Origin of the sequence: Pseudonocardia petroleophila (assembly GCF_014235185.1) — a bacterium.
GTDB classification, from domain to species: Bacteria; Actinomycetota; Actinomycetes; order Mycobacteriales; family Pseudonocardiaceae; genus Pseudonocardia; species Pseudonocardia petroleophila.
On sequence record NZ_CP060131.1, the window covers coordinates 3,955,929 to 3,969,008 of the forward strand.

15 protein-coding genes are annotated in these 13,080 nt (G+C 72.1%); 3 read left to right on the plus strand and 12 right to left on the minus strand.

All coding sequences use genetic code 11. The features are described 5' to 3' along the window. Positions 1–126: 126 nt before the first annotated feature. The 3 genes from H6H00_RS19690 to H6H00_RS19700 all read left to right on the plus strand — a co-directional run bounded on the left by H6H00_RS19690 (position 127) and on the right by H6H00_RS19700 (position 2,908). Complete coding sequence (locus tag H6H00_RS19690; protein ID WP_425566818.1) at positions 127–1,470, plus strand: relaxase/mobilization nuclease domain-containing protein; 1,344 nt, start codon at positions 127–129, stop codon at positions 1,468–1,470. A gap of 62 nt (positions 1,471–1,532) precedes the next feature. Continuing rightward, a complete protein-coding gene (locus H6H00_RS19695; RefSeq protein ID WP_185717212.1) occupies positions 1,533–2,144 on the plus strand; it encodes a hypothetical protein in 612 nt (203 codons plus the stop codon). Then, positions 2,144–2,908: a hypothetical protein gene (locus H6H00_RS19700; protein WP_185717213.1), complete on the plus strand. Its 765-nt coding sequence runs from the start codon at positions 2,144–2,146 to the stop codon at positions 2,906–2,908. The genes H6H00_RS19695 and H6H00_RS19700 overlap by 1 nt, the downstream gene beginning before the upstream one ends. Here the strand turns inward: H6H00_RS19700 and H6H00_RS19705 are convergent. The 12 genes from H6H00_RS19705 to H6H00_RS19760 are packed head-to-tail and all read right to left on the minus strand — an operon-like array spanning position 2,825 to position 12,955. After that, positions 2,825–3,406 (minus strand): prepilin peptidase, encoded by a 582-nt coding sequence (locus tag H6H00_RS19705; protein WP_185717214.1) that lies wholly within the window; start codon positions 3,404–3,406, stop codon positions 2,825–2,827. The genes H6H00_RS19700 and H6H00_RS19705 overlap by 84 nt on opposite strands. Next, complete coding sequence (locus H6H00_RS19710) at positions 3,403–6,363, minus strand: AfsR/SARP family transcriptional regulator (RefSeq protein ID WP_185717215.1); 2,961 nt, start codon at positions 6,361–6,363, stop codon at positions 3,403–3,405. Before H6H00_RS19710 ends, H6H00_RS19705 begins: the two co-directional genes overlap by 4 nt. Positions 6,364–6,407: 44 nt before the next feature. Continuing rightward, entirely contained in the window at positions 6,408–6,827 is a 420-nt protein-coding gene (locus H6H00_RS19715) for a hypothetical protein (protein ID WP_185717216.1), read from the minus strand. Continuing rightward, on the minus strand, positions 6,824–7,252 hold the full coding sequence (locus H6H00_RS19720) for a TadE/TadG family type IV pilus assembly protein (RefSeq protein WP_185717217.1): 429 nt from the start codon (positions 7,250–7,252) through the stop codon (positions 6,824–6,826). Before H6H00_RS19720 ends, H6H00_RS19715 begins: the two co-directional genes overlap by 4 nt. Before the next feature lie 8 nt (positions 7,253–7,260). Next, on the minus strand, positions 7,261–7,638 hold the full coding sequence (locus H6H00_RS19725; protein WP_255425269.1) for a TadE/TadG family type IV pilus assembly protein: 378 nt from the start codon (positions 7,636–7,638) through the stop codon (positions 7,261–7,263). An 8-nt stretch (positions 7,639–7,646) separates the two neighbouring features. Then, positions 7,647–7,850 carry a hypothetical protein gene (locus H6H00_RS19730; RefSeq protein ID WP_185717219.1) on the minus strand — a complete coding sequence of 68 codons (204 nt, stop codon included), beginning with the start codon at positions 7,848–7,850 and terminating at the stop codon, positions 7,647–7,649. 16 nt (positions 7,851–7,866) lie between these two features. Beyond that, a complete protein-coding gene (locus tag H6H00_RS19735; RefSeq protein ID WP_185717220.1) occupies positions 7,867–8,745 on the minus strand; it encodes a type II secretion system F family protein in 879 nt (292 codons plus the stop codon). After that, the gene (locus H6H00_RS19740) at positions 8,742–9,587 is read right to left on the minus strand and encodes a type II secretion system F family protein (protein WP_185717221.1); all 846 of its coding nucleotides are present in this window, start codon (positions 9,585–9,587) and stop codon (positions 8,742–8,744) included. The genes H6H00_RS19735 and H6H00_RS19740 overlap by 4 nt, the downstream gene beginning before the upstream one ends. Positions 9,588–9,631: 44 nt before the next feature. Next, positions 9,632–10,996 (minus strand): TadA family conjugal transfer-associated ATPase, encoded by a 1,365-nt coding sequence (locus H6H00_RS19745; RefSeq protein ID WP_185717222.1) that lies wholly within the window; start codon positions 10,994–10,996, stop codon positions 9,632–9,634. Continuing rightward, the gene (locus tag H6H00_RS19750) at positions 10,993–11,736 is read right to left on the minus strand and encodes a CpaE/TadZ family protein (RefSeq protein WP_185717223.1); all 744 of its coding nucleotides are present in this window, start codon (positions 11,734–11,736) and stop codon (positions 10,993–10,995) included. The genes H6H00_RS19745 and H6H00_RS19750 overlap by 4 nt, the downstream gene beginning before the upstream one ends. A gap of 5 nt (positions 11,737–11,741) precedes the next feature. Continuing rightward, complete coding sequence (locus tag H6H00_RS19755) at positions 11,742–12,362, minus strand: SAF domain-containing protein (RefSeq protein WP_185717224.1); 621 nt, start codon at positions 12,360–12,362, stop codon at positions 11,742–11,744. Beyond that, positions 12,359–12,955 (minus strand): ATP/GTP-binding protein, encoded by a 597-nt coding sequence (locus H6H00_RS19760; protein WP_185717225.1) that lies wholly within the window; start codon positions 12,953–12,955, stop codon positions 12,359–12,361. The genes H6H00_RS19755 and H6H00_RS19760 overlap by 4 nt, the downstream gene beginning before the upstream one ends. Positions 12,956–13,080 lie beyond the last annotated feature (125 nt).

Below are 13,080 nucleotides of genomic sequence, written 5' to 3' on the forward strand. Positions count from 1 at the left end.
TGCGCACCGCCTCTTGACACGGCTGGATGCCGCAATCGATGCCGTAGCTGCGACTCGCGAAGACGACCGATTGTGATCACCCGGGTGGTGCACGGCTGGAATGTCGGCGGGCTGGTCACCTACCTGATGGGGCCGGGGCGAGCGCAGGAGCACGTGAACCCGCGGGTCATCGCGACGTGGGACGGACGGGAAGCCGTCTGGCAGCCGGAACCGGAGACCGGCCCGGGTGCGCTGATCCGGGCCTTGAACGCGCCGGCGCTGGCCGCCGGTCTGCCGTCGCGCAGCGTCGAGGGCAAGCGCGGGTACGTGTGGCACTGCTCGGTGCGGGTGGCGGCGGGAGACCGGGTGTTGTCCGACGGGGAGTGGGCGGAGATCGCGCGGGAGCTCCTCGACGGCTCGGGGGTGGCGGTACGGGGCGATGCGGGTGGTCCGCGGTGGGCCGCGGTTCGGCATGCCGATGACCACATCCACATCGCGGTGGTGCTGGTGCGGCAGGACGACTGCCGGCGGTTCTGGCCGTCGTGGGACTACCCGCGGTTGCGGGCGACGGCGAACCGGATCGAGAAACGGCTCGGGCTGACGATCACCGCGGCCGCCGACGGCACCGCGGCGAAGGCGCCGGGGCGGGGCGAGACCGAGAAGGCGCTGCGCCAGGGACGCGAGCCGGCTCGGGTCGAGCTGGCGCGTGCGGTGCGGAAGGCGGCCGTCGCATCGCGGGGCGTCGACGAGTTCGTCGGAGCGCTCGAGGCGGCGGGCTACGTGGTCGCGCTGCGGCGTGCGCCGTCGGGCGATCCGCTGGGGTTCACGGTCGGGCGGCGCGGGGAGGTGACGGCGGCAGGGGAGCAGGTGCTCTACAGCGGCAGCAAGCTCGCTCCGGACCTGTCGCTGCCCAGGCTGATGGCGACCTGGCGGCAGGGGAGCGGTGGGCGGGAGGTTCGGGCCCCGGTGGATGTCGCCCGGATCCGGGTCGATCGTGCCCGGGGTGCAGTGCGGGGGGCGCGCAGGGGAACAGGCAGCGAGGAGCCGGGGGAGATCGCGCACGCAGCGCTCGACGTGCTCACTGCGGTCAGTGGCTGGTCCCCGACGCTGGCGGCGGCGGCACAGGAGTTCGACCGGGCGGCGCGATCGCCGCGTGGTCACCACGTCGGCGACTACGTCTCGGGGGCGGGATTGCGGCGGGTCGCGCGTCAGCTGTTGCGGCAGCGCCGGACGGCGCGGGTCAGCGGTGACCCGGATGCGGCGTCGGTCGCGCTCGCCGTGGCCGTCGCGGCGCTGCTGCGGGAGATCGCGCTGTGGCAGCGGGAGGTCGGGCGACCGCACCAGGCACGCGCGGCGGATGCTGCGGCGACGCAAGTGGGGCGATGGGTCGGTACGTGGTCGCTGAAGCAACGGGACGAGTCGCACCAGCCGGGTCTGTTCGACCACGCCGACGTCGGCCGGCGACCACGGGTCGGAGCACCTGCTCGGTGACCGTGCCGGGTGATGCGACTCCCCACCGAGTCGCGCACCCCTCAGCAGGAGGCTCGGGTCGGATGCAGGAGCGGCAACGCCAGTCGGTCGGGGTGGTTCTCACACTCGTCGGGGTCCAGGACACGGCGGTCACCGTGCAGCACGCGGGCACCCCGGAGGCGTCGGTCGCTGTCCGTCTGGGCAAGGCGCTGATCTACCTGAACGACCGTCCCACGGCGAACGCGCTGGCCTTCGCCTGGAACGACCTGGCCCGAGATGCACGGCTCCTGCCCCGGGAGATCAGCTCGTCGCTCGTCGCGCCGCTGGCGGGAATGGCCGAGCCGGCGGTGCTGATCGAGGCAGGCGGGTTGCCGCCGATGTTGGGTCGCGTGGAGCGTCCGGTCGGGGCATATCCGCACCTGCGGCTCGTTCTGGGCCGGGTGATGTTCTCGGTGCGTGATCTCGGTGCGTACAGCTCGACGACGGCGGCGTTCCGGCGCGCCGCGGACTGCGCCGTCGCAGCGTTCCCCGGCACGGGTCGGTCGACGGCCCGGCAGCACGCCTCGGACGAGGCTTCGCGGTTGTTCGTCGCTCCCCGGGCGGTCCGCCGGACGTCCGGTAGGGAGCCGGGCCCGATGGCACCGCGGGTCGGTCCGACCAACCGGATCACCGAGCAGATGCGGAGGGAAGCCTGATGTCCGGTCCCGACTACCCGGTTCTGGGGCTACCGAGCTACGAGACCTACCAGCTTGCACATATCGCCACCTACATCGCGGAACGGTTGTCCCGGTACCGCCGCTCCCCTCCGGGCCGGGATGGTCGCGCCGAGCGGACAACAGCTGTGCGCGACCTCGCCGGGGCGGCCGCAGCGCTGGACGGGTTCGTCGACGTCCCGTCGTCCGGCGCGCTCCCGGCCCCACTCGACGTCGCGACCTACCGCTCCGCCAAGCAGCTGATCACCGGCGGTGCCCGCACGGCGGACATCGTGTCGCTCGCCGCGACCGGGCAGGCAGGGTGGGCCGTGGTCGGACACGTTCCCGGCCTCGGTGCGGTCGGTGCGCGGACCGAAGCACGCGAAATCGCCGACGCCCTCCGTACTCACTTCATGACCGAGTCTGTTCGTGGGCTTTCGCCGTGGGCGGTCACCGCGCAGCCGACGCGCATCCCCACGTTGCCCGAGCGCGTCGACCTGGCTGCGTTCGTCGAGCACCTCGACCCGTCGCGGGCCGCCGATCGGGCTGTCGCGGCCGAGCTGCGCGGCACCGACCGCCGGACCGATGCCGCCATCCAGGGCCGCTTCGCCCACGTGGATCTCGATGAGGCGATGACGCCGCCGGAGCTCCCAACCGGCGCGCGGAATCGGCGGGCCGCCAGGTTAGAAGCCGACAGCGGCCACCAGCGCGCCCACGACCAGCGCCGGCCCGTACGGAACCAGGGTGGACCGACGCCCGGGGGATAGCCCGATGAGTACGGCCGTCAGTGCCACGAGCAGCGCCATCAAGACGATCCCGGCGAGTACGGCGCCCTGCACGGTCAGCACCGCGATGAGGCTGGGGAGCAGCTTGACGTCCCCCCATCCCACGGCCGCCGCAGCTGTCATCTTGAGTACGAGCAGGAGCGCGACGGCAGCTGCGACCCCGACCAGGCTGTGGCCCGCAAGGAGAACGGCGATCAGCGACCCGACGAGAAGCGGACCGGTCAGCATGTCGGGCAGCCTCCCCTCCCGGGCGTCGACCACAGCGGCTGCTCCAGCGAGCACGATGACCGGCAGCAGCATCGCGAACTCCGCGGGTGTGCGGGCAAGGACCAGGGTGACCATCAGGCCAGCGACGGTGGTCGTCGCAGCCACGTCGCACGGACCGGGCGCATAGTCCAACGACGAGGTGCGCCGGGCCAGGGTGAGGACGACCGGGCCGGCTATTGCCGCCGCGCCGGCTCCGACGACCACGACGTTCATGGCCGGGCCCGGCGCGGTCCGGCCGGCAACAGCGCGTTGAGCACCGCGAAGCTCTCCGGCGCGAGCTCCTCCGGAACCTCGAACCCTCGGGCGTCGAGCAGTAGCGCTGCGTGCAGCTCGAGCTCGGCTCGATTGTCCTCGGCGTGGGCGATGCGCATCAGGTCGGTCAGCGGCTGGTCGAACGCGACGTCGATGTCTACGGCGCGTGCGCGTTCAGCTGCCCGCCGAGCGCGAACGGTGTCGCCGTCAGCGAGCGCGATGTCGACGAGCTCGTGCGCGGCATCGACGATGTACCCCGGGATCTGCAGGTCGTGCCGTTGGTCGTGGTTGTTGAGCCACGCGTACCCGCCAGGTCGCAGGCTCGACAGGACAGGCCCCCGGATAAGCGCCAGCGCAGCCTCGTAGTCCTCGACAGCGCCGCCGTGCCCCGCGGCGTACCGGGCCTGACCCCGCTTGCGGAGGCGGCGGAACAGGTCCCAGTCCAGGAGGTGACCGCGGAGGCGGTAGGTGCTGTCGGTCTGCATGTCGCTGACGAAGGCGGCGGCCGCATCGCCTCCCCACCCGCGCCCCGCCCATCGACGCGCTCCGTAGAACGCGTGCCGCACCGTTGCCGTGTTGACCCGACGCCCGTCGGGCCACAGGTCGGTCAGAGCCTTCTCGCTCGTCACCCCTGCCGGATGCAGGCTGAGGTACACGAGGACCTCGACGAACCAGCTCGGGCGCGCCTGCGGTGCGAGACCGGGAGCGCGGACCGTCGGTTCGCCCAGAACAGCGATCATCGGGACAGGCGGCCGCGTGTCGTCGTTGTTCCAGGCGGCCAGGTCATCGTCCAGGTGAGGGTCCTGGTGATCGACGATGCGCAGACGTCGCACCGCCTCCTCGTCCACCGCTGCCGGTGTCTCGTCGTCCTCGGCCTGTGGCTCTACCGGCAGGGAAGCCAGGCCGGGCAGGCCTCCGTCCTCGTCCATCCCCTCGGCCCAGGACTCGAACACCGGGGCGGGCTGGACGGGCTCGGCCGGTTGATCGGTCGCGCCCAGCACGGAGGCGAGCTGTGCGCCGACGCTCTCGGACAGGTCACAGGCCCGCCACGGCCCGTCATCGAGATGGATCGCGCCGAGCCGGGCGTCCGCGTCGATGTAGAGCTCGGCCCCGTAGTCGGCATCATCGGCAACGACCACCACGACTCCGGACGGCGTGAGCGAGCGAAGCCTGCGCCGGTCGGACTCGGAAGGATCGACGTCCGCGATGAGGACCAGCGGGAGCCAGCTGTCGGCTGCGACGCCCCGCAGACGTCCGTCGCGCACGGAGTCGACACCCATGCGCGCGACAGCGTCACGGTTGGCCGAGGAGCGGAGCTCGACCTCGTCGATGGCGTGCGCGAGGCTCTCGACCGACCGGAGCCGTTCCGGGTCGAGCGCGACGAGCTCGTGCCCGAACCCGACGATCAGGACCTCGACGTCCTCCGCCCACCGTGCGGTGGCGAGTTCGGCCACGACGTGTCGCATCAGGGCAGCTCCACGGACGCGGTCGCCGGTGACCCGGGTGACGACGTCCTGCTCGAGGTCGACCAGGAGCGCCCGTTCACCGTCGGTGGCCACCGACACCAGCACCGGGAAGGGGGCGCAGTACCCGCCCGCCTCGCTGACGGGCAGCGGCAGGTCGGCTTCCCCGTCGAGCTCCCAGGTGTCTCCGTCGACGCCGAGGAACGGGGCGGGTGGCGCGGTGGCTGCGGCAAGGGCGAGCGTCGCCTGTCCCCGGTCGAGGACTACGTACCGGAGCGACGGAGTCGTGTCGGTCCACTTGTGAAAGGTCAGTGATCTCAAGGCGGCGTCGAGAAAGACAGAGGTCAGGTCGGTCGGGGCCTGGGAGACCAGCCACTCGGCCCGCCCACCGCCATCCGTGGGAACGGCGATGCGGTGGCGGGCAGGGCGGAAGCGCTGCTGGCGCCGCCTGCGCACCCGGAGCGCCGTTGCAAGGCCTCCCAGCACGATCGCCGACACGGCGACGACCGCGACCGGGGTGACCACGTCCTCGTCGGACTCCGAGTTCCGCTGGTCCGGCTGGTCCGGCTGGTCAGGGGAGGAGGTCGGAGCGGGCGTCGGCACCGGAGGCGACGGTGAGACGGGAGCAGTCGGCCCAGGCGCGACGGTTCCGCTGGACGGCGGGACGATCTCGGTCTGCCGCGGCTCTACGGTGTCGAGCCCGGGCGGGATGGTGAGCAACCAGCCGGGCCGCAGCAGGTCCGGGTCGCTCAGGCCGGGACCGCCGGCCTGGACGACCCCACGGTTCGCCTCGAACAGGTCGGATGCCCGACCTGGGTCTCCGAGATGGTCGGCAGCCAGGGCGCTGAGCGTGTCACCCGGCTCCACCCGCACAACGTCTCTGGCGTCGGCCGGAAGGCGGAGCTCCCATCCCACTGCCAACGACGACGCCTCGGTCAGCGTCGAACCGTCGGGCTGAGGTCTGCCCACGTTGAGGTCGAAGATCTCGCGCCACCGCAGCGGGTCGCCGAGAGCTGACTCGGCGATCTGCCACAGCGTGTCCCGAGGCGCGACGACGTGGAGTGGCCCCGCGTCAGGGAGCTGGAGGAACTCGTCGGCGACCGCGGAGACCGAGACGACCATCGCGGCCGGCGTCGCTGCCAGCGCCGGACCGGTACCGACGATCGTGGCGACCAACGCCGCAGCGATGGTCCGGCCCAGCCGGAACCCCGGAAGGTCGATCCGCCGGGTCGGTTGCCTGCCCAGGACGGCCACGATCTCCGCCAGGATCGACAGCGCCAGGACGAGCCAGACCACGGTGGCGACGAGGAGGAGGAAGGCCATGAGCACCGTGCCGTCGTCCGGACGCAGCAGCATCGCCACAAGATCCGACCGCGACGACCAGCTGCCGGTGGCCACCAGGTGCTGGGCCAGTAGCCACAGCAGCGCAGGGACACCGAACAGGATGAACAGCACGGCAGCTGTCGCCGCAGCGCCCGCCAGGGTCCGACCCATCGTCCTCATGGAGTCCCTTCCGCGGGAACGGTCGTGAACAGCAGTGCTTCCGCCGAACCGGTGCTGACGATCTCGGTCCGCCCGACCAGCCCGAGGAGCACCGTGGGCTGCGAGATCCGGACCTGCACCCGGACCCGGTCACCGATGATCGATGCGGTGCCGTCGGCGTCCGACTGGTGGAGGTAGGCGACCGCCGCGTTCACCGCGGCCCCGTCGTCGATGACGACCCGGCCGCGTTGCAGCTCCGCCACATCGAGGATCTGGCCGGCCGCACGGGCCGCCTCCTCCGCGAGAGCATCGGCACGCGCGAGACCCTGTGCCGCGCGCACGCCGTCGATGCCCAGCCCGATCACGGCGAACAGCGCCAGCACCGCGATGGCCATGGGCGCGCTGACGGCCCCACCGCCCTGCTCGTCACCGGTCACGCGCGCTCCCGCCAGCGGTCGATCGGGCTCGTGAAGCTGGCCTCGACCGATCGACCTCCCGACGCTCCGGGGAGGCCGAGGTCCGACCAGTCCACATCGCAGCGCACTGTCGCCGTCACGGAGGCGGGCTGGCCGAGGGGCGTCGCGAACCCCGAGGTGTCGATCCGGACGGTCAACGCGGTGCAGCGGATGTCCTGCCCATCGAGGATCTGCCGGGCCGTCGACTCGGCGGCGGACTGCGCGCTCGCGGCGTCGCGGTGGAGGGACGCCACGCGAGATGCCGAACGGGCTGCGTGGTCCGTGACCGCCTCGACGGTCACGAGCCGTCCGCCGGCGATCACGAACGCGATCAGCACCCCGATCACGACAGCGAGGATTGCCGCTTCGACCGATGGGCTGCCTCCTCGCTCCGCCTCGAGCGACATCACGCGGATCATGGAGCCGGCCGTTCGATGCCGCCGACCGCCTCGCGCGCCACGGAGAGCGGAACCCCGGGGACGAGGGAGAGCGCGTCGCCCTCCACCCGGACCCGAACGGTCCCCGCGGCGTCGACGTCGGCGGTGACGATGACGTTCTGCAGCGCGGTTCCGGCGGCCCGGTCGAGGAACGCGGTCGCGTGGTCCCGGGCGGCGTTCAGCGTCGGATCCGCCTCGTAGAGCCGTCCGACGCGAACGGCGTCCTGCGCCGCGGTCAGGGCCAGCTGCCCGGCGTAGAACAGCAGCGCGACCTGCACGACGGCGAGGATGATCAACAGCATCGTCACCCACAGCAATGCCATCTCGACGCTGGTCGATCCGCCCCGCTCGTCCACAGCCCCCGCTACTCCAGTGCGCCGAGCTTCTTGGCGATGAAGGCCCCGACCGCGGTGGCGATGACGCCGGCGATCACCGCCCCGGCGGAGATGTGGAAGCCCTCGTCGGTGTTGCGGCCACCGCCGCGTTCGTCGAGCGGCTCCCAGCGGGACGCCAGCAACCAGACGGCGCGAACCAGCTGGGCCCACACGCGGGTGGTCAGGTCGGTCATCGTCGGGCTCCCATCATCAGACGCTGCTGAGCAGCGCAGTACCTGCCGGAAAGAGCACCCAGGCCGCGATCAGGAACACCTGCACCGCGCCTGGAGTGCTCATCTGCGCGCTGGCCCGGTGGGCCGCGGCGTGTTCGTCGGCCAGCAACTCGTCTCGAAGACTGTCGGCACGGGCCATGAGCGTGTCGACCACGGTCCCGCCGTCCTGCCCAGCCGTCGCCGCGATCGTCGAGAGGTCGGCGAGCTCGTCGACGTCGACGCGTTCACCGAACCGACGCAGCCCTTCCCAGGGAAGCTCGCCGGAGCGTTCGGCGAGGTCGAGCTCGTCCCCCAACCGCTGCAAGGCCCAGCTGCCCCTGAGCAGCCGCCCGGGGAGGGTCAGCGCGGTGGACACGCCCGCGCCACCGCGCCGCAGCAGCCCCACCTGCTGCAGGTACGAGACCAGAGCCGACCGCAGTTCCACCCGTGCGCCGTCGGCACGATCGCGGATACGACGCGCACTGCTGGTCCAGCCGACGAGGGCTCCGAGAAGAGTGAAACCGGCCGGAACGACCAGGGGGAGCGCGATGTCGGCTACGGCGAGAACGGCGACGAGAACCGGTCCGCTCAGTGCGTACGCCGTCGAAGTACCCGCCGCGGCGGCGAGGAACCGATCCCGGTCGAGGCCGACCAGCTCGAGATCGGCGGTCGGCACGCTGGCGGGCAGCCTGCGCAGGAGGGGGAGGACGGCGCTTCCCGCCGCGGGGGCCGGGCGCTGAGCAGGAGTCGAGATGCGCTCGTCGAGTGCGATCAGCGCATCGGCGAGGACCGGGTGCCGGTGAACCAGGGCCCCCACCGCGGTGGCGACGGAGGCACCGACGATCGCACCGGCGACGAGGATCCACACGTCGTTCACGGCATGCCTCGCGTGCCGGTGAGGAACCGGGGTGCCGGTTGTCCGACGGCGAGCCGGCGCATCCACACGAGCACCGCCCCGGTACCGACCAGCAGAACCGCCATGACGGCCTGGCCGACGGGTGTCCCGTACGGCGCGGCGAATCCGGGAACGAGAGCAAGCAGGACCAGCAGAGCCGCTTGGATGATCAGCAGCATCCGCACCGACTGCCGGGACTCCGCCCGCTCTGCCTCGATGTCGCGGCGGGCCCGCACGTCGCGGGCCACGCCGTCCGCCAGCTGCCGCAGGACCTGCCCGACGCCGGGACTCTGCGCGTGGAGCGCGAGGAGCAGGGCGGCGGCGACGGCGTCCCCGGTCCGATCGTCGACCGCGTCCGCGAAACCACGAAGCGCCTCCGACGGCCCTGTGTCGCCCTCGCGCAGCTGCCGAGCCAGCACCCGGACCGCAGGTCCGATCGGGCCGTCCGTCCGCTCCGCGGAGACGATGACGGCCTGCGCGAGACCGATCGCTCCGCCACCGGCGAGCATGTCGCCCATTCGCCGGCACCATCCCTCCAGCGCCTCCAGGGTGGCGAGCCGGTTCTCCACCACGCGACCGCCACCGAGCAGCCACGGCAGCAGCACGCCGGCGGCCGTCGTCGCCACCCCGGCCACGGGCCAGCCGCTTACCGTCCACACCGCGATTCCGAGTAAGCACGAGACCGCCGCCCGTCGCCGTACCTCGCTGCTCGACGCGGCGCGCTGAATGCGTTCGAGACGTCGACGGCGAGGCGCAGACGGTCCGGACGGCCGATGATTGACGATTCCGCCTCGGATCGCGGTGATCAGCGCGACGACGGCCACGGACAGCAGCCCGCCCGCCAGGGCCGCGGCGAGCTCGGTCGCGCTCATCGGGCTGCGCTCTGGGAACGGAGGAACGACAGATCCACACCGGCTTCGACGAAGGGCCGCCGGTCCTGCGGGAGGAGTTGGAACACCGCCCGGTGATCACCATTGCCCGCTGGGGAGAAGATGCGGTTCAGCGCCACTCGGCCGTCGTCGGAGACAGCCGAGACCTCCGCGACCTCGGCGACGAACCGGGCACGGGTGCCGTCCGGGGCGCGGACGTGGCGCATGTGGACGACGTACTTGATCCCCTGGGCCGCGAGTCGGGTGACGAACCCGTCGGACCAGCCGGATCCGGTGCCCTTCATCGCGGCGGTCACGAGCCTCTCGAAGGCCTCCGCAGCCGATCCGGCGTGCAGGGTGCACATCGAGCCGGGCATGCCGGCGTTCATCGCCTCGAGCATCGGAAGTGCTTCCTCGCCCCGGACCTCGCCCACGATCACCCGCGTGACCGACATCCGGAGGGTCTGGACGAGCAGGTCCGACAGGGTCTTCTCGCCCGCGGCCCGGCCGGTGGCGGGATCGCGCTCCGTCGAGCCGCTCCGGCATTCCGCCGCGTACATCAGCGGCGGGCTGTTCGGGAGGCGGTGCAGGTTCAGCTCGAACTCGGTCTCCAGCGTTGCGAAGCGTTCGGTCGGGTCGATCTCGCGGGCCAGTGCGCGTAGCAACGTGGTCTTTCCCGCCGCGGGCATGCCGGTGACGAGGATGCTCACCGCGGAGCGGACCAGAGCGGTGAGGAATCGAGCGATCGGCTCGGACAGCGTGCCGTTCCGGACGAGGTCGGCCAGCGTGACGTCGACCAGGCGGTGCCTGCGGATCGTGACCACGGGCCGGGGAACCACGTCGCGCATGGCTGCGAGGCGGGAGCCGTCGGGGAGCTGCATGTTGAGGAAGGGCTGGGCGGGGGAGAAGGCGCGTTCGGAGCTCCCATGGTGCGCCGCGATGAATTGGATCTGCTGGACGAGGTCGTCGTCGGACTCGGCGATCGCAGACTCCGCCTTTCGCACCGAGCCATCGGTCATTCTCAGCAGCGGCACGTCCGATCCGGCGATGTGGATGTCCTCGACTCCGGGTACGTCGAGCAGCGCCTGGATCCGCCCGAGCCCCCACACCGTGTTCTCGACGGCACGCACCACTGCCTGCTCGGCCTCCGGGCCGAGCTGCTCCTCTCCGTCGATCACCCGCCGGCGCGCCTCCCTGTCGAGCTCTGCCTGGATCCAGGCCAGCACGAGCTGTCGCTGGTCTGAGCGGTCGAGTCGCTCCCGGCCGGGATGACCGGCGAGCCGCTCCAGAATTGCGCCGTGGACGCGTCGGGCGAGTGCCTGATGGGTCGTCCGGACCGGTGATCCGTTGACCGGGCGGGTCACGCCGCACTCCACGTCGGATCCAGCCGGGCCGCCAGGCTCGCGAGACGGCGGGCTTCGCGCTGCAAGGCGCTCCGGGGGAACGACCGCGCCGGTCGGGTCCCATCGCTCCACACCTCAGCGGCCCGAGGATCGTCGGGCAGAGCACCGAGGAGCGGCAACGCGCATCCGTCGGCGATCTCCTGGGCCGAGTACGGCTCGCCCGCGCGGACCACGAGCAGCGAGACGCGTGGGTCTCCGACACCGGCGTCGAGTCCTTCTCGCAGGAGCGGCGCGACCCGACTCGCCGAGCGTGCAGCGCGCAGCGTCGATCCGCTCACGAGAAGGACCAGGTCGGCGACCCGAAGGAGCCCGACGACTCCGTCGACCGCGACGAACCGCCCGCAGTCGACGATGACGTCACCCCCGTCGAGCCGGGCCAGCTCCGGTGCTAGTCGACTCCACGGAACGCTGCTCGCCTGTCCGACGCACCCGAACCCGGCGATCACGGGTGGGCAGTGCCCGGCCGGACGGTGCACCCTCCGGTGCAGGCTCTGCTCGACCGGCCCGGTGCGCAGGTCGACCACCAGCTCGGCGAGTCCGGCGTGGGAGGGCCACTCGCCCGCTCCGAGACCTGCGCGAACGTCACCGCCGAACGGGTCGGCGTCGAGGACGAGTGCGGGGCGATGCCACTGCGACGCGATGGCCAGTGCACTGGTGGTCACCCCGGGGCTACCCTTGGCCGAGACGAGTGCGATCAGCACCTCGATCACCCTCTGCCGACGAGAACGAGGACGACGCGCTCGTCGAGCGCGGCGAGGGCGACCTCTTCGGCCTCGGCCTGGGGCACCACGACATCGACGGTGCGGCGCCCGCTCAGATCCGTCTCACCGGTCCGCACGACCGTGGCGAGGAGTGGTGGCCGCCCGGCGGAGACCAGCAGCACAGCGTCCCTCGGGTTCAGCGGGGTGGTCGGCACGTGCCCGGGGTCGGCCGGGATACCCACGACCGCCTCTCCGGGCATCGGTGTCCGTTCGCGGGTGATCGCGTCCGGAGTGAGGGTCTGACCGACGCGGAGGTCGGTCGCGGCAGTAGTGCCGATGACGCTGTCCGCGTCGCTCCAGGCGATCGTCGCCAGCCCGGTGTCGGACGGGAGGAGCACCTCGCGCAGCGCGGTCGGGTCGACCGTGTCGCCGTACGACAAGGGACGGGCCAGGGCCACGACGCCTTCCCTCGCCACCGCACTGCGGAAGGCGTACACGGCCAGCAGGGCACCGAGAGCTCCGAGAAGGACCGCTAGCAGCAGCAGTTTGGAGGTTCGGCCGGTTCGTCGACGAGTCGGTGGGACGACATGACCGTTGGTCGTGGCGGGGTGCACTGCCGTCGTCATCGGGTCTCCCCGGCTACGAGCACCTGGATCTCACCGATCTCGAGCGCGGTCGTCGCGGGTACCTCGACGATCTCCTGGCCGTCCACCGGTTCGCCGCCGGAGACCCCGTTCCACGAGACCGTCCAGACGGCCGTGGCGACGACCTCCCATGCCCCGGTTCCCGAGGTGCGCTCCGGGAGGGACCGCTGTTCGAAGACGTACCCGCAGTCAGGTGACGGGCCGCTCTGCCCGGCCCAGGGGGTCCCGGGCCCGTCGCAGCTGACGACCGCGCCGGGCGGCCCCATACGCCACTCGACGCGAGCCAGGCGTGCGGTCGCGGTGACGCGGGAGGCGCCGGCCGTCGCCGTTGCCGAGACGGGCCCAGCTGTGGCTGCACCGTCCTCGATCCACAACCAGACGGGAACACCGACGAAACCGGATCCACCGGTCGAGGTGCGGAGTGCCGGCTGATCGAGGGTGAGGAGTTCGATCGCACGCTGGGCGAGAACCGCTGCCGGAGGTGCCTCGGCCGCCGCCTCCGGTGCCGGCTCCGGGGCGAGGAGGTCCGCGGCGTCGATGGCCTCACCGACCCGCCAGGAGTCGCCGAACGGCATTGCTTCCAGCCGCGGTCGGGGTGGCGCGACAGGCGCGGTGGATGCGGCGCGGGGCGCTGCGTCGCGAGGGGCGCGGTCAGGTCCGGCTTCGTCGCGCGGCCCGCCTGGCCGACCCGGGTCGGCTG

Excerpts from the sequence above, each read along its gene's own strand:
- H6H00_RS19720 (WP_185717217.1), bottom strand. The coding sequence starts at position 7,252 with ATGTCGCTCGAGGCGGAGCGAGGAGGCAGCCCATCGGTCGAAGCGGCA.
- H6H00_RS19730 (WP_185717219.1), bottom strand. The coding sequence starts at position 7,850 with ATGACCGACCTGACCACCCGCGTGTGGGCCCAGCTGGTTCGCGCCGTC.
- H6H00_RS19690 (WP_425566818.1), top strand. The coding sequence starts at position 127 with ATGGGGCCGGGGCGAGCGCAGGAGCACGTGAACCCGCGGGTCATCGCG.
- H6H00_RS19695 (WP_185717212.1), top strand. The coding sequence starts at position 1,533 with ATGCAGGAGCGGCAACGCCAGTCGGTCGGGGTGGTTCTCACACTCGTC.
- H6H00_RS19760 (WP_185717225.1), bottom strand. The coding sequence starts at position 12,955 with ATGCCGTTCGGCGACTCCTGGCGGGTCGGTGAGGCCATCGACGCCGCG.
- H6H00_RS19700 (WP_185717213.1), top strand. The coding sequence starts at position 2,144 with ATGTCCGGTCCCGACTACCCGGTTCTGGGGCTACCGAGCTACGAGACC.
- H6H00_RS19755 (WP_185717224.1), bottom strand. The coding sequence starts at position 12,362 with ATGACGACGGCAGTGCACCCCGCCACGACCAACGGTCATGTCGTCCCA.
- H6H00_RS19705 (WP_185717214.1), bottom strand. The coding sequence starts at position 3,406 with ATGAACGTCGTGGTCGTCGGAGCCGGCGCGGCGGCAATAGCCGGCCCG.